The following is a 20,227-nucleotide window of genomic DNA, read 5'->3' as shown; positions in this document are numbered from 1 at the left end:
GTTTTTTATTGGCCTTTACACCGCGCCATCTCATCACTTCACACCACATCACGCCACTTCACGGTATTGTCCCAGACTATATGATTGCTAACAGAGAGCGCAGATCCCAATTCAAATTTTTAGGTTTCGCCAAGGTGACAGGTATCTCCAGCTCGAAACTGGCCCCTTGCCCAGGCTGACTTGAAAGGGTGATTTCACCCCCCAATAATTGCAGGTATTCCCGACAGATCGCCAGTCCCAAGCCCGTACTGTCAGGTGTGCGCAAACCAATTTCAGTTTGCTCAAAGGGTTGAAAAATACGTTCCTGTAATGCGAAGTCAATCCCTGGCCCCGTGTCCTTTACACATATTTTTAAAATACCCTGGGAGTCTTCTTTCTGCAAATCAACCGCTAAACTGACTTCTCCCTTGTGAGTAAATTTAAAGGCATTGCCCAATAAATTCATCAGGATCTGGCTGAGTTTCTGCTGATCCGTTTCAATCCAGTATTCCTGTTCAGGAAAACGCACACGAAAGGCCAGATCTTTTTCAAAGGCTTGGCCTTGAAAGATCAACTTGATTCCCTGACAAAAACTATTGAGTGCAAAGCTCGAAAAATGCAGCTGAATTCTGCCTGCTTCAATTTTTGAAATTTCGAGAATATTATTGATTAAGCGCAGCAAAAATGAACCACTTTCCAAAATGGTTTGTGAATATCTTTGCAAATGAGTCGGCAAGAGAGGATCTCTCTGCAGCAGCTGGCTAAAACCCAAAATAGAATTCAAGGGCGTGCGAATTTCATGCGACATATTGGCGAGGAAAATACTTTTGGCTTGATTGGCACGTTCTGCCTCTTCACGCATCTGCTCCAACATTTTTTCAGCTTGTTTACGCTCGCTGATATTCTGAAGCATCCCCTGCAGTAAAAGGGGCTCTCCACTCGGCCCATACACAATTTCAGCCTTGCTGTGAATATAACGCTCTTCCCCATTGGGAGCAGGAAAGGCATACTCCGTACTGATCTCCTGCTCACCAGAAAGAATCGCATGTTTAAATTCCTGTTGAAGCCGCTCCTGTTCCTGAGGTAACAAAAGACTTAAATAGTCCTGTGCATTTTGTGGCGGCATCAGTCCCAAAACCTCTTCGGCCTCGGGTTCCCAGAACCCTTCTTGGGTTTGCAAATCCCACTCCCAAGAACACAGGCCGGCCATGCGTTGTGATTCACTTAAACGCTTCTGGCTTTTGAGAAGATCTTCCTGCATACGCACCCGCGTCACCACATAGCTTAAATGCACCATGGCCTGCTCAAGCAGTAAAATCATATCAGGGTCTTCGCTCAAGGTCTGGGAAGTAAAAATTTCAAGCAAGGCAATCGGTTGTTTGCCAAGTCTTAAGGGCATCAACAAGCCCGTATGTAAATTTGCCCCTTTGGCCTCATTTCCTCTCTGAAAGGCGGAATAGGTCGCTAAATTTTCTAACCACAGTGGTTTCCCTTCCCAAAAGACATAGTCTAAAAGCGAACCCTGCTCTGAAAAAACGAAGGACTCAGTCGCTTTTCGGAAGGACTCAAAGCGCACACTGTCGGTCTGAAACCAATTGGACGAAATCAGATTGATTTTATTTTTTCGCTTTTCTGCCAACCAGATATGCCCCAGCTCCCAACCAAAATGGGTATGCAGTGAAGTCAAAAAAGCGTCAAAGGCACTTTCTATGGTTTCAGAAGCATTGGCAGAAGCCGCTATTTCCATCAAAAATTCGGAACGCTGCTGATGTTTGAGCAGCGCAAGATTCGCCAATTCCAATTCATGCGTTCGCGCTTGCACCCGTTCTTCCAGAACTTCGTTCATTTTTAAAACCTGAGTGGAAGCTGCTAATTCCTGTGAAATATCATCCAAGACCCAAAGCTTGCCGATCGGCGCCCCAAAGGCATCAGAGACCAAGGTTTGGGTCATTCGCATGAAAATCCGTCGCAGGTCCCCACGCATCACTTCAATTTGCGGGATTGAAACCGATTCACGCACCTGTTCCTGAGCCAAAAGGCTCAATTCATGGATAAAACTCTGGGTCTGGGTAAGAAATAATTTTTGAATCGAATGTCCAATTAAATCGGTCACATAATAGGCAAGTTCGTATTCAATCCGACGGTTGGCCCAGAGAATCATGTTTTTCAAATCTGTATAAATCACCACAGAAGGTATCGACTCAAGCAATACCTCCTGCTGGCTCAAAGCTTCTTGAAGTTTATATTCCAGCTCTTTGGTTTTTGTAATATCCCGCCCCTCAGCCAGAATCCATTCCATTTGCCCCAAGCTATTGGTAACGGGTTTGAGACTGAAATCTGAAATGCGCTCATGCCCCCAAACCCCCTGACTGCAAAGTTCAAATTGGGCAAAATGCCCCTGAGTAGCGAGCGCCATCTGCTCACGCATAAAATTGGCTGACTCAGGTGTCAGTCCCTGTATCTCCCAAAGCGGTTTTCCCTTGACTTCATCTGAACGGTGTCCATAAAAATCCAAAGTGGGTTGATTGATTTCAATCACATTTCCATTCAGGTCCAACATTGCCATAAACTGAAAGGTATTGTGAAAAATCCCCTCAAAGGTTAATTTGCTTTCCTGCAATTTGAACTGGGTCTGTTTTTGATCGGTGATATCACTCAAAACGCCAATCAGAATGGGATCCTGATCGGGTTGATTGATCACCGTCTGACGCGTCAGAATATGCATGGGCCGCCCATTTTCTGCAATGATCAGATCTTCAGACTCCAAGACATCCCCCGCAGAAAACACTTTCTGCGTTTTCTGCCAGTTTTCAAGCGCCTCTTCTTTGGGCAAGAAATCGAAATCAGATTTGCCGATCAACTCTTCCTGACGAAAGCCCAAAAAATCGCAAAGCGCTTGATTGACAGCTAAAAAGCGTTGATTCTTATCTTTGACGAAAACAGGGTTGGGCAAAAAATCGACAATCCGATCAAAATAAAAATGGGTTTTTTCAATTTCTTGAAGATAACGCATACTCAAGGCTGGGTTATTCCAGAGAAAGCCCACCGCGTGAACCCCTTTAAATTGAGGATCTGAGAGGGGCATGACTTTCATGGGTATCTGATAAACACGCCCAAACGACTGATACATCCACGACATGCGCAAGGAGGATCTTTTGCTCTCAAGCGCATCCGCAATCGCAGCGGTAATTTTTTCAGCTCGGGAGTATTCGAGCAGGGCATTGACATGGGAGCCAATCTCAGCCTCCACAGAACAGTGCAAAAACTGAGAGGCCAATTGATTTAAGAACAGCAATTGCCCATCAGGATCAAAACAGGCAATGCCTAAAGTACTGTTGTTTAAAAGAGCGAGATAGAGTTCTTGATGAAAAAGACGATCAGCCCCAGAAACTTGAATTTCAATGGCCATAAGCATACGAATCCTGACTCTGCGCAAAAATTGATAGAACGATTAAACACTATTTGTATGGAGAAAATATGAAGCAAAAAATGTCATAATGTATTTTTTCTACCGCAAAGCAAGTAACGGCTTCAAAAACGCTCAAAAAAAATTCAACTAAAAAGCTGCAGCGGGAATTTCAAACCAAAGAGAGCAGCCCTGTCCGGCTTGGCTTTTCACGCCAATTTTACCGCCATGGGCTTCAATCGCCAATTTACAAAAAGCCAATCCCAAACCAGAGGACATTTCTTTTGCGTTCTGCTTGATTTCAGCCTGTCCGAATTTTTCAAATATTTTTTGATGGTATTGCTCAGAAATACCCGGCCCCTGATCAATTACTTCAAGCCAAAACGCGTCCTCTGTTTTTTTCCAGTTCACTGAAATCAGGCCCTGAAAAGGCGTATAGCGAAACGCATTGCCCAACAGGTTGAGCAAAACTCTCTGGATCAAATTCTGATCGGCCTCAATCCACAAGGGTTCGCTTGGATAATCGACGCTGACAATCTGCTCTTGAATTTGAAATTCAAAACTGCCAAGCACCTCCAGCAACAAGGCACGCAGTTCAAAACGTGAATAGTCAAGAATTTTTTTACCTGCCTCAAGGCGATTCAATTCCAAGAGCTGATTGATATTGCCCAAAAGATTCTGAGTACTGGTTCTTGCCAGACGCAAAAAGCGTTTAACAGGTTGCGGCAATTGCTTCGTAAAATCTGAAATCAGTTCTAAATTGCTCGAAAGACCTGTTAAAGGGATTCGCAAATCATGCACAATCATACTGGTCAGAATATCTCGCAAATGCTCTAAATTCTGAAGCTGTTGCACCTGGGTTTCTAAAGCCTGATTTTTTTGCTCCAATTCAGTTTGCAGCCGACGAATCGTCAAATGCGTTTTCACACGCATCAAAACCTCTTCGATTTGAAAAGGTTTTGAAATAAAATCAACGCCCCCTTCACGAAAAGCGTTGACCTTGTCCTCAACATCGTCCAAAGCACTGATAAAAATAACGGGGATTTGCCCAAAATCTGGGCTGGACTTCAGTTTGCGACAAAGTTCATAGCCATTCATATCTGGCATATTGATATCCATTAAAATCAGATCCGGAGCGGAAAGTGAAACGGCTTTTAGAGCCATTTTTCCACTGGGAACAGCCCTCACCCCATAATGAGATGATTTAAGAATTTCTGATAAAACCTTCAAATTCGCGGGCGTGTCATCAACCAATAAAATATCTGCAAGGGGTTCAAACTGGAGATCTTTCTGTGTATCCATGCTTCAATCAATCCCATTCCCTCTTCTGTCAGCAGTTCAACCAACTCCATTGTAACGAAAGACAAGCCTCAGGGTAAAATGAAATCTATAGAGTACCCTGGTTTCATGTTATTTTGGGAGTACTATGAATACAATTCAAGCCCAAGCAATCCGCTTAGAAAATGTTTCGATGGTTTACCAGGAAGGCCCAGAGCGACATCAAGTTCTCAAGCAGGCCAACGCCAGCTTTCCTGCTGGAAAAATGAGTCTTTTATTGGGGCCCAGTGGCTCAGGGAAAAGTACAATTCTCAATCTCATCAGCGGTCTCGATACCCCTGAGCAGGGAAAAATCTGGTTTGGTGAAACCTGTCTGAGCGCTCTTTCCGAACAGGAGCGCACCTTGTTTCGCCGCAAACACATCGGTTTGATTTTTCAATTCTTCAATTTGATCCCCACTTTAAGTGTGCTTGAAAATATCCTTTTACCCGCCCGGCTGAATGGTATGCACCAGAAAAAAAAAGCACTCGAACTGCTCGATAGCGTAGGTCTGAAAGACCGTCAAAACAGTTTTCCAGATAAACTTTCGGGGGGCGAACAACAACGTGTCGCGCTGGTCAGAGCCCTGATCCACGATCCTGAACTGATTTTGGCAGATGAACCCACGGGCAATCTGGATCATGCCAATGGTTATGAAATGATGCGACTCTTGTTAGAACTCAGCCAATCCCAGCAAAAAACGCTCTTGGTGGTCACCCACAATTCAGAAATGCGTCACCTCAGTGATTCTGTCTTTCATCTCGAAGCAGGCCAACTCAAACAGGAGGCTCTCAACACATGAGTCAGGTTCTACCCGATGCCTGGAAAAGAATTCATCATCTTGAAATCAAAGCCCGCCACTTGGTCGACCATGTTTTAAGCGGTCAATATATGAGTGTGTTTAAAGGGGTGGGATTGGAATTTGACGAAGTGCGACCGTATCAGGAAGGCGACGATGAACGCCAGATTGACTGGAACGTGACAGCCCGAACTGGGCATTTACATATCAAACGCTTTGTTGAGGAACGGGAACAGTCCCTGTTTTTAGTTGTGGATACCAGCTCTTCGCTGTTTTTTGGTTCGCAACGCCATCTCAAAACAGATTTGATGCTGGAATTTTGTGCTCTGATGGCGTTCAGTGCCATGCGCAATAACGACCGTGTCGGTCTGCTGAGCTTTGACGAAGAGCTCAAAACTTTCTTACCCCCCAAAAAAGGCAAAAAACACGCCTTGCGCATTCTCAGAGAACTCATGGTTGAACCCGAACGCAGGGAGCGAAAAAGTGATCTTTCCGCCGCCCTCAAATTCGTCAATCATATTCTGCACCGCCGAGGCATTGTCTTTATCCTGTCTGACTTTATCGAAACGGGTTCACTTTACCCGCTTAAAGTGCTCAGTCAACGCCATGACTGCGTGGCCGTCATGCTGCAGGACCCTCTCGATCTGGCTTTGCCCAAAACAGGTCTGGTGGCTCTGCGAGACCCCGAAACCCAGAATCAGAGGATCTTTGATTTGGGCTCTTCGCGGGTCAGACTGGCCTATCAAGAAAAAATGCAAGCACATTTTTCAGGTCTGCGCCAGGAATTTCGCCAAATGAAAATAGACCAGATTGTCTTGCCCACTGAGAGTGAATCGCTGGTGACCGCTTTGTTGAAGTTTTACCGCTTTCATCACCATTAATTTCTGAAAAATCCGCAAAAAAAAAGACTGCCGAGGCAGTCATTAGGTTAATCAGATTAAGGTTAAGGGTCTATAAAAAGATTCAAAACTTATTAGAAATCAGGCAGCAGCTCCATAGCTGAGGGTATGCACTAAACGCTTAAAATCGAAAAAGCTCATGACATACCAGACAAAGAAAAAAGCCATGCCAACAGCCACGCTGATCAAGGGAAACACTTCAAAAATTGCATGAAAAACGGTGGTGAACAGAATGCTGACCACCAAAGAGGTATAAACACGGGTATCGAGAGAAAGCAACATCTGCAGTACTGCCATGAAACGATCTTCAGAGGAAGTCGCAACAGGCTGGGCCTGGTAACGTTGGAAATGCATACTGTCAGCATGTTGAAACGCCATATAGGTTTCACCACCTGAATGTCTTTCAGAACTTGAATTTCCAGATCTCAATGCTGTATCAGCAGCATGGAAGGTACCGCGGTTTTGAATGGCCTGTGCAGAACTCAGTTGCATAAACTTTATTTAACCTCTTTAAAAATACCCTTAACTTAGATAACCTAAACTTAATCTTCTTATGATTATCTTAATATTAATCAGCTCAAATTGCAAGCCCCCTGCGAAAAAAATTTTCAAAGACCTGTCAATTGGCAGCATTCCCAAGGGATTGCTATAATTGAGGCCATGAATAATTCAAATGCACCCTCGCCTCTCTGGAAGCAACTGAAAACCTTCGAACAAAGAGGAGACCTCAGCAAACAGGCTGAAATTCTCGAGTCAGCTTTAAGCAACAGTGTTTTGCCCCATCAAATACATGCAGCGCTGCAAATTTCACATCAAAACGCTTTGGCCTATGCTGAACGGCACCCCGAACCCGCTTTCAGCCTTGATCAGGAAAAAGCCAGCCTCAAACTGATCATCCCTGGTACTGGCCAATTGTTGAAAGAACTGCCTCTTCCCAGGGAGATCAGCAGCGGCCCCCCTCCTTCCTGGTCAGCTTTTGGCCAGATCGAAATGCTGCTGCTTCAGATTCAATCCAATAAACTGAGTGTCCTCAAAGAATTTTCTCAACTTCCCAGTGAGCAAAGGGCCCTCAGCCTCAACAGCAGCTATGCCTGTTTAAACAACAACGATTACCAATCCCAGTTACAAAGCATTTTTTGCCGTTCACTGACCTGGGGACAAATTCCGATCGAGCCCGTTCAAACCCGCCCCTTTGATCTGTATCTCTCACCTCGTCATCCGATCTTGGTGGTTACCGATCGTGGCGCAGGCAAAATGCATTTGATTCAGCGGGAGCCCTTGCGCCTGATGCGGACCTGGAAAGTGGTACAGCGCCCCAGTAAAAAAGCCATTTCAATCGCATTTCATCCCGATGGAAAACGCATTTTTTCGACCCAATACGAACCGGGCTCCCTGCTCTTAACGGATCGGGCCATGGCCCAGAAAAAAATACCTGTGCCCTCCCCTTTGCTCTTGGGCAATCTCGCTTTGCCCCCCAAAGCAGATCGGCTCTATATTTTAGGCATCAACCCCGAAAACAGACGCCCCGATCTTTTGGTTCTGGATACTGAGAAATTCAAAATTCTAGACACCCTTGTTTTAGAAGGAGAAGCTTTCAGTACGGGGGCTGATGCGCGTGATCTTTTTGAAATCAGCCCCGATGGCCGCTGGGGGATCGTCATGGTCTCAAAGAACCAACCCGCCCTGTTTACCCCCTGTCTTTTGCTGATCGATTTAGAGCAGGGAAAAATTGTAGATCGCCTGATTCTTCCGACAGACAAAAAGCCCCTCAATCTCGGTTTTTTGGCGCGTCAACTGGTGCATTCCCAGTTTCGCCTGCTCCCCATTCTGCTTCACAGCCAGGGGATTGATCCCGAAAGCGTACGCAATGCTTTTGGAATTGAGCATCTTGACTAAAATACGAATCAAAAATTGTATTTCTTTTTGATGATATAATGAGTTTCAAATTCTTTTCCGGCGAAATTCCAATGGTAAACAATCAGCTGAACCCTTTTCGGATCTTCCTCTGCTTCTGGATGATCTTTATAGCAAGCACGGCCCTGCCGATCTTTGCGCAAACCCAATTGGAGGCTCCTCCCTCTGAAACGCTCCCAGTGCAGGTTGAATCAGAAAACAGCGACAGTTCTTTAAACAACCCTCAAAATACACTGAATGGAAATATATCCCCTTCAGTACAAACCGAACCACTGACAGAGAGCAAGATTGAACCTTACCATACCCGCTGGGCACGGCGTTCTGTACATGTGCTTGAAGAAAACGGGATTGTGCTGCCCAATAATATCAACTACAGTGAGCTGATCAACCGACAGGATTATCTGACTGTCCTCAGCCGAATTGCGGGAGTCTCTCTGCAACAATTACAATTGTCAAACGATCACCCTTTGGTGGGTGAAATTACACGCGCAGAGGCTATTCACCGTGTCATCCTGGCCTTTGGCCTGCGTGAATCCCTTCAAAGTTTTGGCTCACAGGAATCCCGTTTTCGGGATATCAACAAAAAACATCCATCTTTCGCTGCCGTGGTTCTGGCTGAAAACCTGAAATTGATCAATGGTTATCCCGATCAGACCATCCGCCCGGATGAACGCTTGAGCTGGGGAGAAGCCCTGATCCTGATTGAAACCCTCTACAGTTGGAAAAAAGCCTTGCCCACCGATGCCCCCCAATGGGTCCGCAATTACCAAAAACGCCAAAACATGTGGTATCAACTGATTGATGGATTCAGATTGCTCTTGACTCTAACCTATGTGGGCATTGCGCTGTTTTTCTTTATCAAATCCTGGCGGCGCAGTCGGCATCAACAGGGTTCCCCATTTAAATCGCTCAGCTTTTTAATGGCGATGCTTACACTTTTACTCGGGCTGATGTGGATCAACGATATCCTCTTTAACTACCATATTATTCCGCGAGAAATTTACGCCATTGGCGCGCTGCTCAGCATTTTCGTCGCACTGTTGATGTTAAAAACCGGAACCCATATTGATGAAAAACTCTCTGAACCCAAACCCCAATCAGTGATAGACTCCGGTTATGTTGAAGCTGTCAACCATGAAAAAGGCGAAATCTTTATCAAGGATATTCAAACCCAGAACAGGGCCTTGGCAGTGGTTTCACCCGACACCAAAATTACCAGCCATTTAGAAGGACATTCTGTCTCGGCATTTTTCTCAGAAATCCGTGAAGGAGATATTGTCACCCTGAAAGGCGCAAGTTCGTTCAATGGTTCTGTGATTGAAGCCGATAAACTCTCGATTGTGCAGCGTGAAACGCAGAAAGCACAGCAGGAACAGATCAATTGGCAAACCCAACAGAATCAACAGACCCAGCAAATCCAAAACCGGATTTTCCGTCGCCCCCCCCAGGCCTAAACAGGCATGGAAGCGGTACTCGTGACGGGCGCTGCCGGGTTTATTGGGCAATACCTTTGCGCAACCCTGCATCGCTTAGGAAGACCCTGTATTGGCCTCGATTTGCGACCTGCCCCCCCCTCCTTTCAAGGCCAAAACTGGATTCAAATCGATATTTGTCAGGCTGAAAACTGGCTGAAGGTACCCAAAGTCGAAACCGTCTTTCATTTGGCTGCCCGTACCGGGGTCAGAGACTCACTCAGCCATGCAGCCGCCTATCTGCGCACCAATATTGAAGGCACGGCCAACCTGCTTAACTGGTGTGCCCACACGCAAACAGAACAAATTGTTCTGGCCTCTTCTTCATCCGTTTATGGTGGTAGTCAGGGTTCTCCCCTGAAAGAGACAGCTATTCCACGCCCAACTTCACCCTATGCGGTTTCAAAACTGGCTGCTGAAAACTTACTGGCAGCCTATGCCCTCAACCATGCTCTCAAAGGAGTGGCGCTGCGATTTTTCACGGTCTATGGCCCTGGCCAGCGCCAAGACATGGGCCTTTATCATTTTGCTTCCAATTTAAGCCAAGGCCTGCCCCTTTTACTGTTTGACCCCGAAACCACCTCGCGGGATATGACATATATTTCTGACATTATCAATGGTATGCTAAAAGCAGAGGTCTGGTTGAAAGCATTTCAAGGAACTGGATCTTTCGCTGTTTTTAACCTGGGTTCAGGTCAAAGTATCAGACTTTCAGATTTGGTCTCTGAACTTGAAAACATCAGTGGGCTGAAAGCGTCGGAAAAACGCATTCTGCCCCATCCTCCGGGAGATGTTTCACAAACCCTGGCAAGCAACGAAAAAGCAAAAACTTATTTAGGCTATAACCCCACCACTTCATTTCAGAACGGCCTACAGGAATTCTGGAATTGGTTTTCTAATCAAGGGAGCAGGTGAAAATGTCTGAGTTAAAAATTGAATGGGAAATCCATGCTGGCGATCCGCAAGCATTTCAAGCAATCTTAACGCCTTGTCAGCCCACCCAGGAAGATCCGCTCAAGGGCCAGCTCAACGCTTCAAATTTTCTTTTTTCCAATTTAAAAAATGGAACCTATTTGCTCAGTTTTCGCTATCAAAACAGCGATGAACATTTTGATTCCTTTTATTTCCAACTCGACAGTCCAGATATCAGCCTGATTAAACTCTTGATTCAGCCCCAGGGCGCATTGATCGACCAAATGGGCTTTTACAATGATGGCGGAGAGTTTGTCGATATGCTGATCTATCAGGGCAGCAAACCCTATCTCAGCCGCTCGATGGAAACCCATCCCTTTTTAGAATCTCTGAGCGAATTTTTGGCCTTCAGATTTCAACAACTTCCGCCGAATGATGCCCGGCAAAGGCTGCATCTGCTCTTGGGCGATCTGTCTCAGTCTTTGGAAATGTTGCGGACGCTTTGGCCCTACCAACTGAAAATGCTGCTCTCTCCAGCACTGATGGCCCAAACCACGGTGGAATGGAAAGCACTCTTGATGCACCTTTTAAGTAACAATCTCATGCTGATGGATGATGAAAATCTGTTTGAAAATATTCAGGAAGCCCTGCAATTGACCCAGGAACAGGAGCGCTTCCAAAAAATCCTGGCTTTGATTGAATGGGATCCTGAAACGCAAACCTGGCTGAATCAGGCAAAATTTCTGGAAGCGCTCAAAGGGCATGGCATGTTGAAACCTCCGCGACCCGCACGCTAGCAAACAAGATTTGACAGTATTAAGCGATAAGCCTATTATGCAAATCAGAAACTATTCTGGAATATACTGAGGAAATCAATGCCTTCTCGCCCCCTATTTAAACAATTCCTTGCCCTGCTTACGCTGGCACTCGTGGCCTGCCAGGCAGTGCCAAACACGCTGGTCAGTGCGCTGCCTGGTTCCGCTTCCCGCTTGCTTATTAGCAGTCTGCCCCGCCTGCAAGTCAAGGGCCACACGCTCACAGGCACGTTTAAAACGCATGCTCAGGTTGCTTCACGTTTTTTAAAGCGCTCACGGAATATTCTCGTTTATCTTCCCCCCGGTTATGCGGCAGAACCTTCACGCCGCTACCCTGTTCTGTATATGCATGATGGCAACAATCTCTTTGACCGTCAGACCTCTTTTGGGGGCAGCGAATGGGAAGTCGATGAAAACATGGAGCGCATGATCCGCTCAGGCCAAATTGAACCGGCCATTGTCGTTGGCATTTACAATACGCCCGATCGCCTCGATGAGTATACCTGGCAGGCCATGGATCTGGATGGAGAAATCCAGGGCGGACAGGGCCCCAATTACGCAAGATTTATCGTCGAAGAACTCAAACCCCTGATCGATAAAACCTACCGCACCCTCCCACAACGCGAAAATACAGCCGTAATGGGTTCCTCCTTGGGGGGCCTGATTTCCTTTTACCTGGGGCTGCACTATCCCCAGGTTTTTTCTAAAATTGGCATGATGTCCCCTTCGATTTGGTGGAAAGATCGCGTCCTTTTGCAAGAGGTTCCCAAACTTTCAAAAAAGCTTAAAATCTGGCTGGATATGGGCACCCGTGAAGGTCAAGCGCCTGAAATTATGCTTCAGGATGCCCGTGATCTCGCTCAAGCCCTTGAAAAAAATGGCTTTGAGCATTTTCGCAACCTGGCCTTTCATATTGAACCCAATGCAGGACACAATGAACAGGCTTGGGCAGCACGGATTTCACACCCTTTAAGTTTTTTTTATGGCTCACCCGCCTCAGCTTCGCTTTCGACCCGCACTTCACGCTAAGGACAGGCTCTGAAGCCGTTTAAATCAAGGAATTGGCGCTTGGAGTTTGTTGCCAAGCATCTGTATTCTTGGTTATACTGGATTCAACTACCACCACGCTCAAGATGAGAAAATACAACCTATGACACACCTTCTTCGCGTTCCCGAACGGATGCAGTATGTTCCTACCGTTGTCGAACAAACCGGACACGGTGAACGGGCCTACGATATATTTTCGCGCCTGCTGAAATCCCGGATTATCTTTTTGGGCACCCCGATTAACGATCAGATTGCCAATCTGGTGGTTGCTCAGTTGCTCTTCCTTGATGCCGAAGATTCCGATAAAGAAATCTCACTCTATATCAACAGCCCTGGTGGTTCAGTCACCGCTGGTCTGGCCATTTACGATACCATGCAACATATCCAATCACCGGTCGTTACGATCTGTGTCGGACAATGTGCCAGCATGGGTGCCGTACTTCTGGCCGGTGGAGAACCTGGCAAACGCATGGCTTTGCCCAATTCACGGATCATGATTCACCAACCCTTGGGAGGGGCTCAAGGCCAAGCCACAGATATTGAAATTCAGGCCCAGGAAATTCTGCGCATGAAGAAACGTTTGAATTATCTGTTGGCACACCATTGCAAGAGCGACATTGAGATCATCGAACGGGACACCGATCGTGATTTTTATATGACGGCTGAAGCTGCCAAGGAATATGGATTGGTCGATCAGGTTCTGGAATCTGCCGCTGTCAAAGCCGCAGAGAAAATGGAACAGGATCGTGAAGGTCAGGAGAAATCCGAAACCAGCCCAGATAAAAAGAAATAAAGTGAGTTCCCATGGCAAAGTATAAAGGTAATCAACCCAAGTGTTCTTTCTGCGGTAAAAGTCAGGATCAGGTTCGCAAACTAATTGCAGCTCCCGGCGTCTATATCTGCAATGAATGCGTTGATCTGTGTAATGAAATTCTCGAAGAAGAACTCTACGATGGGGAAGAATCTGCCCGCAGTGAGGGTGGAGCACCTTTTATTGACCTGAAGGACATTCCCAAACCCAAAGCCATTCGCAAAATTCTCGATCAGTATGTGGTCGGCCAAGAGAAAGCCAAAAAAGTCCTCTCTGTCGCCGTATACAATCACTACAAACGTTTGGCCAGCAATCTGAAAACCGATGATGTTGAAATTCAGAAGTCCAATATTCTGCTGGTAGGCCCTACGGGTTCAGGCAAAACCCTGCTGGCGCAGACCCTGGCAAAGATTCTGAACGTGCCCTTTGCAATTGCCGATGCCACCAGCCTGACCGAAGCCGGTTATGTGGGTGAAGACGTTGAAAACATTCTGCTGCGTCTGCTTCAGGCTTCAGACTTTGATGTCAAAAAAGCCGAACGTGGCATTATCTATATCGACGAAATCGACAAAGTGGCCCGCAAATCAGAAAACCCCTCGATTACCCGCGATGTCTCGGGCGAAGGTGTTCAGCAAGCGCTGCTGAAAATGATGGAAGGCTCTCTGGCCAATGTGCCTCCCCAGGGAGGACGCAAACATCCCTACCAGGAATTTATCCAACTGGATACTTCCAATATCCTCTTTGTCTTGGGCGGCGCCTTTGTTGGGCTCGAGAAGGTGATTGGCGCACGCGTCGGCCAGAAAAATATCGGCTTTGGCGCTGAAGTGGTCAGTAAGAAAAACAAAGATGACCAAATGTCTGAACTCTACGATAAAATGCTGCCCGAAGATTTGCTCAAATACGGCATGATTCCCGAATTCATCGGACGTGTGCCGATTGTGGCGACCTTGGAGCCCCTCGACAAAACGGCCCTACAAAAAATTCTGGTTGAACCCAAAAATGCGATCATCAAGCAATACAAAAAGCTGATGGCCATGGACGGGGTTGAACTGACCTTCACAGATGAAGCGCTTGAATCGATTGTAGAAGAAGCCCATAAACGCAAAACAGGCGCACGTGCCCTGCGAGCCATTGTTGAAGAGCTGATGCTCGATGTGATGTATGAAGCCCCCTCCCATGCAGAGCTAACCAAATGCAACGTGGACAAGGAATGGCTTGAGCACCATGGCAAAGGCGGGAATATCTTCAAACTGATGGCAGAAAACAAGAAAAAGCCCCCGGTTCAACAGGATGAGATTGCCTGAAACACCGGTCTATGCCAAAATCAGAAGCTAGCATTTCCAGCTCGGAGAAAAAAACAAAGCCCCCTTCCGCTCCTCGCCGCAAGGCCGGGACTGAACAATTGACTTTGCCGATTGTCCCCCTCAAAGAGATGGTGGTCTTTCCGCGCATGATTCTGCCCCTGTTTATTGCCCGCCAACCCTCAATTCAAGCCTTGGATGACGCGATTGCAAAAAACAGCCAGATTGCCCTTTTTACGCAAAAAAAAGAAAAGCATGCCTATCCCAGCCCAGCAGACTTGCCTGAGATTGGTATTCTGGCCCAAATTCTGCAAACCCTCCGCCTTCCCGATGGCAGTACCCGGATTATGGTGGAATGTCGTTCCCGCTTAAAGCTTTTGCGCTTTCAAAAAAAGACCCCCTATTTGCTGGGGCGTTTTGAAGCCATCGAAGAACCCACCTTGAAACTCAAACCCGATCAGGAAGTCTTGACCCGTTTGATGATGAAACAATTTGAGCATTATATGCAATTGTCTCATCAAATGTTCCCTGAGGCGATGGAGCAGGTCCCGGTGATTGAAGATCCCGGCGCTTTGGCCGATGTGATCGCCGCCTATATCAACAGCCCTGTTGCTGATAAGCAGATCATTCTTGAAACCCTTCTGCCCATTCCCCGCTTAGAAGCTTCTGGCCGCTTGCTCAGCAAAGCCTTAGAATTGGCAAGTCTCGAAAACCAGATTCACAGCCGGGTGCGCGAATCGATCGATAAACACCAAAAAGAGTTTTTCCTGCGCGAAAAGCTGACTGCGATCCGTGAAGAGCTGGGCGAAGAAAATGATCCCGAAATCAAAGAATACAAAGAAAAAATAGCCCTGCTACCCGCCGGTGAAGTTCAGGACAAAGCGAATAAAGAACTGACCCGCTTAGACAAAATGCACAGTTCATCCGCTGAAAGTGGCGTGATTCGCACCTGGTTGGACACCCTTTTGGCCCTGCCCTGGGAACCCGAACCCGCCCCAGATGTCGATCTCAAAAAGGCCAGCCGGATTCTCGATCGCGAACATTTTGGGCTTGAAAAAGTCAAAGATCGCATTCTCGAATACCTCGCTGTGCGTAAACTTTCAGGCAAAGCCCCCCATACCCTGCTCTGCCTGATTGGCCCCCCCGGAGTTGGAAAGACTTCTCTCTGCCGCTCGATTGCCCATGCCACTGGGCGAAAATTTGAACGGATTGCCTTGGGCGGTGTAGGTGATGACGCCGAAATTCGGGGCCACCGCCGCACCTATGTGGGGGCGATGCCCGGTCGCTTGATCGAGGCTGTTAAACGCGCAGGCACCTCTCATCTGGTCATTCTGCTGGATGAGGTCGATAAACTCACCCGGCATTACCACGGAGACCCGGCATCAGCCTTGCTGGAAGTTCTCGATCCTGCCCAAAACTCAGCCTTTCGCGATCATTACCTCGACTTGCCCTTTGACCTCTCCTCGATCTTGTTTTTATGTGCTGGCAATGTCAGCCATACGATCCCCAAACCCCTGCTCGATCGCATGCAGGTGGTTTCGCTCAGCGGCTATACCGAAGAAGAAAAACTGGCGATTGCACGGGATTATCTGATCCCCCGCCAACTTGAAGAAAGTGGCCTCAAAGCCCAGGGCATTCAAATCACCCAAAGCGCCCTGCGCAGCCTGATCCGCCGCTATACCCGTGAAGCGGGAGTGCGCGAATTGGAACGCAGGATTGGCTCACTCTACCGCCGTCTGGCCCGCCGGATAGTACAAAATGAAGCCGTACCGCATCGGATTCAAAGCTTAAAAACGCTGACAGAATTGGCGGGGCCGCCAAAGTTTGCGGAACCTGCAGCTGATAAAAACAGTGAAATTGGCTTGGTTCGTGGTTTGGCCTGGACAGAAGTCGGGGGTTCTATTCTGCCGATTGAAGTCGCCCTCAGCCCTGGCAAAGGCAAACTGCTCATGACAGGTCAGCTCGGCGATGTCATGAAAGAATCTGTGCAGATCGCCTTGGGCTATGTACGCCAAAAATCTGAAGTTTTGGGTATTACACGCAATGCCCTTCAAAATCAGGATATCCATGTTCATGTGCCTGAGGGCGCCATCCCCAAAGATGGCCCTTCTGCGGGAATCGCCTTGGGTACCGCTTTGATTTCAGCCTTAACCCAACGTCCTGTTCGCGCCGATATTGCCATGACAGGTGAAGTGACCCTGCGTGGAAAAGTCCTGGCAATTGGCGGTTTAAAAGAAAAATCTCTGGCGGCCTTCCGGGAAGGCATTACCCATCTGCTCGTGCCCTATGAAAATGAAAACGCACTTGAAGAAATTCCCCAGGAAATTCGCTCACAAATTGAATTTACCCTGGTCAAAGAGATGGCTGAAGTCTTGGATCAAGCACTTCTTCCCGCCCCGAAAACGGCAAGCCCGAAACGCAGCAGCTCCCGAAAACAGGTTTAGACACCGCGTGCAGCGCTGTTTCAAGTGTGGGAACCCACTCGTTTCAATTGAAACAGAAACCTGTTTGCGTTGCCAAGACTCATCTTTTCAAGCCCAGCCCCGTTTTTTAAAGAGTTTGCTCTGGATTCCCCTGGGATTGTTTAAGGTCTATACTGCTCCGCATCTCCGGAAGCTCGCGCTCTGGCCTTTGCTAATCAGCAGCCTGGCGCTTCTTTTATTGCTCTATCTGGGGCTAAATTTTGTTTTTCAAAATCTGAACCTCTGGCTCACGCAAAGTTTCACCCAAACGGCTTGGACTCAAGCGCTTCAAGGCATGCTGGTTTTATTCACAGGGCTTGCGCTCTCATTGTTCTTTCTCTATCTCTTTCTCCCTGTTTCAGCATTGATTTGTATACCTTTTTTAGACGCCCTGGCGCTTCAGTTTGAAGAAGATCTGCTGGGCCCCCAGAAAACGCCTCCTCCCGCTCCTTCACTGGCGTTTATGCTAAAAGAAATTTTTCGCCTGCTTTGTTTTAAAACCCTGGTTCTGCTGCTCGTGCTCCCCCTCCTGCTGATTCCGATCGTGGGGCCTTTGCTCTTTTTAATCCCGATCACCCTTTTAACGGCTTTGGATTTGCTGGATATGATTCTTGCCCGCAAAAGCTATCCGCTCCAGGAAAAGCTTCAGTTTTTCAAAAACAACTTCGCTTCCTTCTGTCTTTTTTCTATCCCACTTCTCCTGATCGGATGGGTCCCCTTCTTACAGCTCATTTTATTACCGGGAGCATCAGCCGGTGCTTTACTCTTTTATCTAAACTGCCCCTCTAAATTTCAAGCCCGGAAGGCAGAATGAAACCCGAAGAGACTGAAGCACAGCTCCAGAAGGCCCTGCACAATTTAAAAGCAGGCAAATTCCAGGAAGCCGAACAGGAGCTGCAAACCCTGCTGCAAAGCAGCTCCCATCCAGGAGCCTTGCTTTTACTTTCAAGTCTGAAACTCAGTCAGAATCAAGTTCAATTGGCGATTCAGCTTTGTCTGCAAGCCCTTCAGATCGCCCCCGAGGATCCAGATGTTCATTACAGCTTGGGACTGGCCTATTACGCCCACCAAGAAGTCGAACCAGCGCTTACCCATTTGCGCCAAGCCACGGCCCTCAACCCAAAACACACCCACGCCCTGCTCAGAATGGGTCAAATCTATTTGCGCCATGGCCTGCCCTTTCATGCCTTTGCCTGTCTTGAACAGGGGCAAGGTCTTTTGCCTGAACAAGCCGTCGATGCGCGGGCTTTCAGTCTGGCGGCTTGGCTCTGTGGTTTTTTCGAGCCCTTTCAGAGCTGGATTCAGCGTTATTTCAAGCAATTGAATTCCCCTCCGCTTCAATTGGAGGTCTGGAGCCGTTATCTTGATTTGCTGGCCTCTCAATCTGAGGTTTCAGATCAAACCCTTGAGACTCAACGCCTACAAATTCAATGGCCTGAATGGAATCAGCCCCCCTCCCCCCCAAAGCGTTCAGAAGCTTTACTCAAGCTGCTCTTTCTGCTCTCCGCGTCAAAAGCCCCCCCCACTCCCCTCTTAGAGGAATGCAAAAAAAGCCAGCGTTGGGAGATTCAGGTCCTTTACGCAGAAAGCCCCCAGCCAGGCACCCCCCTGGTTTGGAGAACTGAGCAGACCCAGCAGGCGATTGACCCCGTTGCCTTTTTACAAACCCAGCCTCCCAATTGTATTCTCGATTTATGCGGGCCCGAGTTAAGCGAAAGCCTTCAATTGGCCCCCTATGCACCGCAAACGGTCTGGTTAAAGGGCCTCGAAGCTGAAAACGGGATTCCTGAAATCAAGCCCATCAAGAGATTTAAACTGTCGCACAATCAGCTTTGCGACAAGAATTCCTGTTTGCCTTTGCTTTGGACAGACTCCCTGCCTGAGCTGCCTGTTCTGCCCTTCCCCCAAGGGGCCCCAGTGGCAGGTTATGCTGGCCCCTTGCGGTACCTTTCCAACCAGACCCTTAGCTATTGGGGAGATTTACTGCTGCACTTACCAGACCTAAGATTGTGCCTGTTTACTCAGGCCTTTGATGACCCCCTGATGCGTCAATATATTGAGCAGGTTTTCCAACGCCGGGGTATTTCAAGCTACCGTTTGCGTTTCTGGGGTGCTTGCACCTCTCAGGAACCCTTGCGCTTTTTTCATCAGCAGATACATCTGGCTTTGGCCCCCTTTCCCCAAAACAGTCTCAAGGCCAGTTGTCAAGCTCTGTGGCTGGGTCGCCCGCTGCTCACCCTCAACCACCCCAACTGGGAGCAAAGAAATGCAGCTGCAGCGGTATTAAACACCCTGGAACTTCGTGAATGGGTCTGCACAAGTCAAGACGAATTTTTAACCCGGGCTGAAAACCTGATCGCCCATCCTCCTGAAGGGACGCTCCTGCGGGAAAAACTTCAGAACTCCAGTTTGTTAAATCGAAAAAACTGGATCGATTGCTTTGATCATTTCCTGAAAAGAGAAAGTGAAGACCATGCTGCCTGAAAAACAATTGCAAGCACGCCTCAAAGAGCACAAACCCAGTTGGGAGACGGCGCCAGGTCCTTCATTGACCCCAGCAGCAGTCTTGCTTCCCTTGTTTTTTAAAAAGGGGGAATTGCATATTCTCTTGACCCAACGCACCCATAAGGTCAGCCACCACAAAGGCCAAATCTCTTTCCCAGGCGGAAAATTTGACCCTGCCTCAGATCGTTCAATTCAAGAAACGGCCCTGCGTGAAACCTGGGAAGAAGTGGGCATCGAACCCGAAGCTATCCGTATTTTGGGGCAAATGCAGGCCATGCCCACCTTGACTGAGTTTCTGGTCTACCCCCTTGTCGGCATTTTTCCAGAGGCCTACCCCTACCGTATCAATCCGGGCGAAATTGCAACCTTGATCGAAGTGCCCTTAAAGCATCTCTTAGACCGCAAAAATCAACGCACCCAACCCAAAAGTTTTGGCGGCAAAGTCTACCAAATCTACTATTTTGACTATCTCGAATTCACCATTTGGGGCATCACGGGTCATCTGCTCTATGACTTTTTAAATCTGACCGGTGATTTACTTGAAAATCTTTGAGTGAATCATAAAAACAAACTCACAAAGTGAAAAAC

General features: G+C 47.6%; 16 protein-coding genes. 13 read left to right on the top strand and 3 right to left on the bottom strand.

Translation table 11 applies throughout. The annotated features are described in order from the left end of the window. Window positions 1-76: 76 nt before the first annotated feature. Both COW20_06230 and COW20_06225 read right to left on the bottom strand, forming a co-directional pair. A complete protein-coding gene (locus COW20_06230; GenBank protein PIW49398.1) occupies window positions 77-3,394 on the bottom strand; it encodes a hypothetical protein in 3,318 nt (1,105 codons plus the stop codon). A gap of 141 nt (window positions 3,395-3,535) precedes the next feature. Continuing rightward, a complete protein-coding gene (locus COW20_06225) occupies window positions 3,536-4,687 on the bottom strand; it encodes a hybrid sensor histidine kinase/response regulator (protein ID PIW49397.1) in 1,152 nt (383 codons plus the stop codon). Window positions 4,688-4,811: 124 nt separating this feature from the next. On the opposite strand from COW20_06225, the gene COW20_06220 reads away from it, so the two are divergent. After that, window positions 4,812-5,504, top strand: coding sequence for an ABC transporter ATP-binding protein (locus COW20_06220; protein PIW49396.1), 693 nt, complete (start codon window positions 4,812-4,814; stop codon window positions 5,502-5,504). Then, the gene (locus tag COW20_06215; GenBank protein ID PIW49395.1) at window positions 5,501-6,382 is read left to right on the top strand and encodes a DUF58 domain-containing protein; all 882 of its coding nucleotides are present in this window, start codon (window positions 5,501-5,503) and stop codon (window positions 6,380-6,382) included. The genes COW20_06220 and COW20_06215 overlap by 4 nt, the downstream gene beginning before the upstream one ends. Window positions 6,383-6,481: 99 nt before the next feature. On the opposite strand, the gene COW20_06210 is transcribed toward COW20_06215, so the two are convergent. After that, a complete protein-coding gene (locus COW20_06210; GenBank protein PIW49394.1) occupies window positions 6,482-6,892 on the bottom strand; it encodes a hypothetical protein in 411 nt (136 codons plus the stop codon). A 90-nt stretch (window positions 6,893-6,982) separates the two neighbouring features. Here COW20_06210 and COW20_06205 point away from each other — a divergent pair, with 90 nt between their 5' ends. From COW20_06205 to COW20_06155, 11 genes are all read left to right on the top strand, one after another. Then, window positions 6,983-8,296 (top strand): hypothetical protein, encoded by a 1,314-nt coding sequence (locus COW20_06205; protein PIW49393.1) that lies wholly within the window; start codon window positions 6,983-6,985, stop codon window positions 8,294-8,296. Between the two features lie 38 nt (window positions 8,297-8,334). Further along, on the top strand, window positions 8,335-9,768 hold the full coding sequence (locus COW20_06200; protein PIW49392.1) for a hypothetical protein: 1,434 nt from the start codon (window positions 8,335-8,337) through the stop codon (window positions 9,766-9,768). A gap of 6 nt (window positions 9,769-9,774) precedes the next feature. Continuing rightward, a complete protein-coding gene (locus tag COW20_06195) occupies window positions 9,775-10,701 on the top strand; it encodes a hypothetical protein (protein PIW49391.1) in 927 nt (308 codons plus the stop codon). Window positions 10,702-10,703: 2 nt separating this feature from the next. Then, window positions 10,704-11,495: a hypothetical protein gene (locus tag COW20_06190; protein ID PIW49390.1), complete on the top strand. Its 792-nt coding sequence runs from the start codon at window positions 10,704-10,706 to the stop codon at window positions 11,493-11,495. A 78-nt stretch (window positions 11,496-11,573) separates the two neighbouring features. Further along, window positions 11,574-12,542 (top strand): esterase, encoded by a 969-nt coding sequence (locus COW20_06185; GenBank protein PIW49389.1) that lies wholly within the window; start codon window positions 11,574-11,576, stop codon window positions 12,540-12,542. A 151-nt stretch (window positions 12,543-12,693) separates the two neighbouring features. After that, window positions 12,694-13,353 carry an ATP-dependent Clp endopeptidase, proteolytic subunit ClpP gene (gene clpP / locus COW20_06180; protein ID PIW49399.1) on the top strand — a complete coding sequence of 220 codons (660 nt, stop codon included), beginning with the start codon at window positions 12,694-12,696 and terminating at the stop codon, window positions 13,351-13,353. 11 nt (window positions 13,354-13,364) lie between these two features. Beyond that, the gene (locus COW20_06175) at window positions 13,365-14,675 is read left to right on the top strand and encodes an ATP-dependent Clp protease ATP-binding subunit ClpX (GenBank protein ID PIW49388.1); all 1,311 of its coding nucleotides are present in this window, start codon (window positions 13,365-13,367) and stop codon (window positions 14,673-14,675) included. A gap of 11 nt (window positions 14,676-14,686) precedes the next feature. Next, window positions 14,687-17,116 carry an endopeptidase La gene (gene lon / locus COW20_06170; protein PIW49387.1) on the top strand — a complete coding sequence of 810 codons (2,430 nt, stop codon included), beginning with the start codon at window positions 14,687-14,689 and terminating at the stop codon, window positions 17,114-17,116. Beyond that, the gene (locus tag COW20_06165; GenBank protein ID PIW49386.1) at window positions 16,959-17,948 is read left to right on the top strand and encodes a hypothetical protein; all 990 of its coding nucleotides are present in this window, start codon (window positions 16,959-16,961) and stop codon (window positions 17,946-17,948) included. The genes lon and COW20_06165 overlap by 158 nt, the downstream gene beginning before the upstream one ends. Continuing rightward, window positions 17,945-19,618 carry a hypothetical protein gene (locus COW20_06160; GenBank protein PIW49385.1) on the top strand — a complete coding sequence of 558 codons (1,674 nt, stop codon included), beginning with the start codon at window positions 17,945-17,947 and terminating at the stop codon, window positions 19,616-19,618. The genes COW20_06165 and COW20_06160 overlap by 4 nt, the downstream gene beginning before the upstream one ends. After that, entirely contained in the window at window positions 19,608-20,192 is a 585-nt protein-coding gene (locus COW20_06155) for a CoA pyrophosphatase (GenBank protein PIW49384.1), read from the top strand. Before COW20_06160 ends, COW20_06155 begins: the two co-directional genes overlap by 11 nt. Window positions 20,193-20,227: the final 35 nt, after the last annotated feature.

Source organism: bacterium (Candidatus Blackallbacteria) CG13_big_fil_rev_8_21_14_2_50_49_14 (genome assembly GCA_002783405.1).
Taxonomy (GTDB): Bacteria; Cyanobacteriota; Sericytochromatia; order UBA7694; family UBA7694.
Note: the sequence above shows the minus strand (reverse complement) of the source record. Positions and strands in the feature narration are given on the sequence as shown.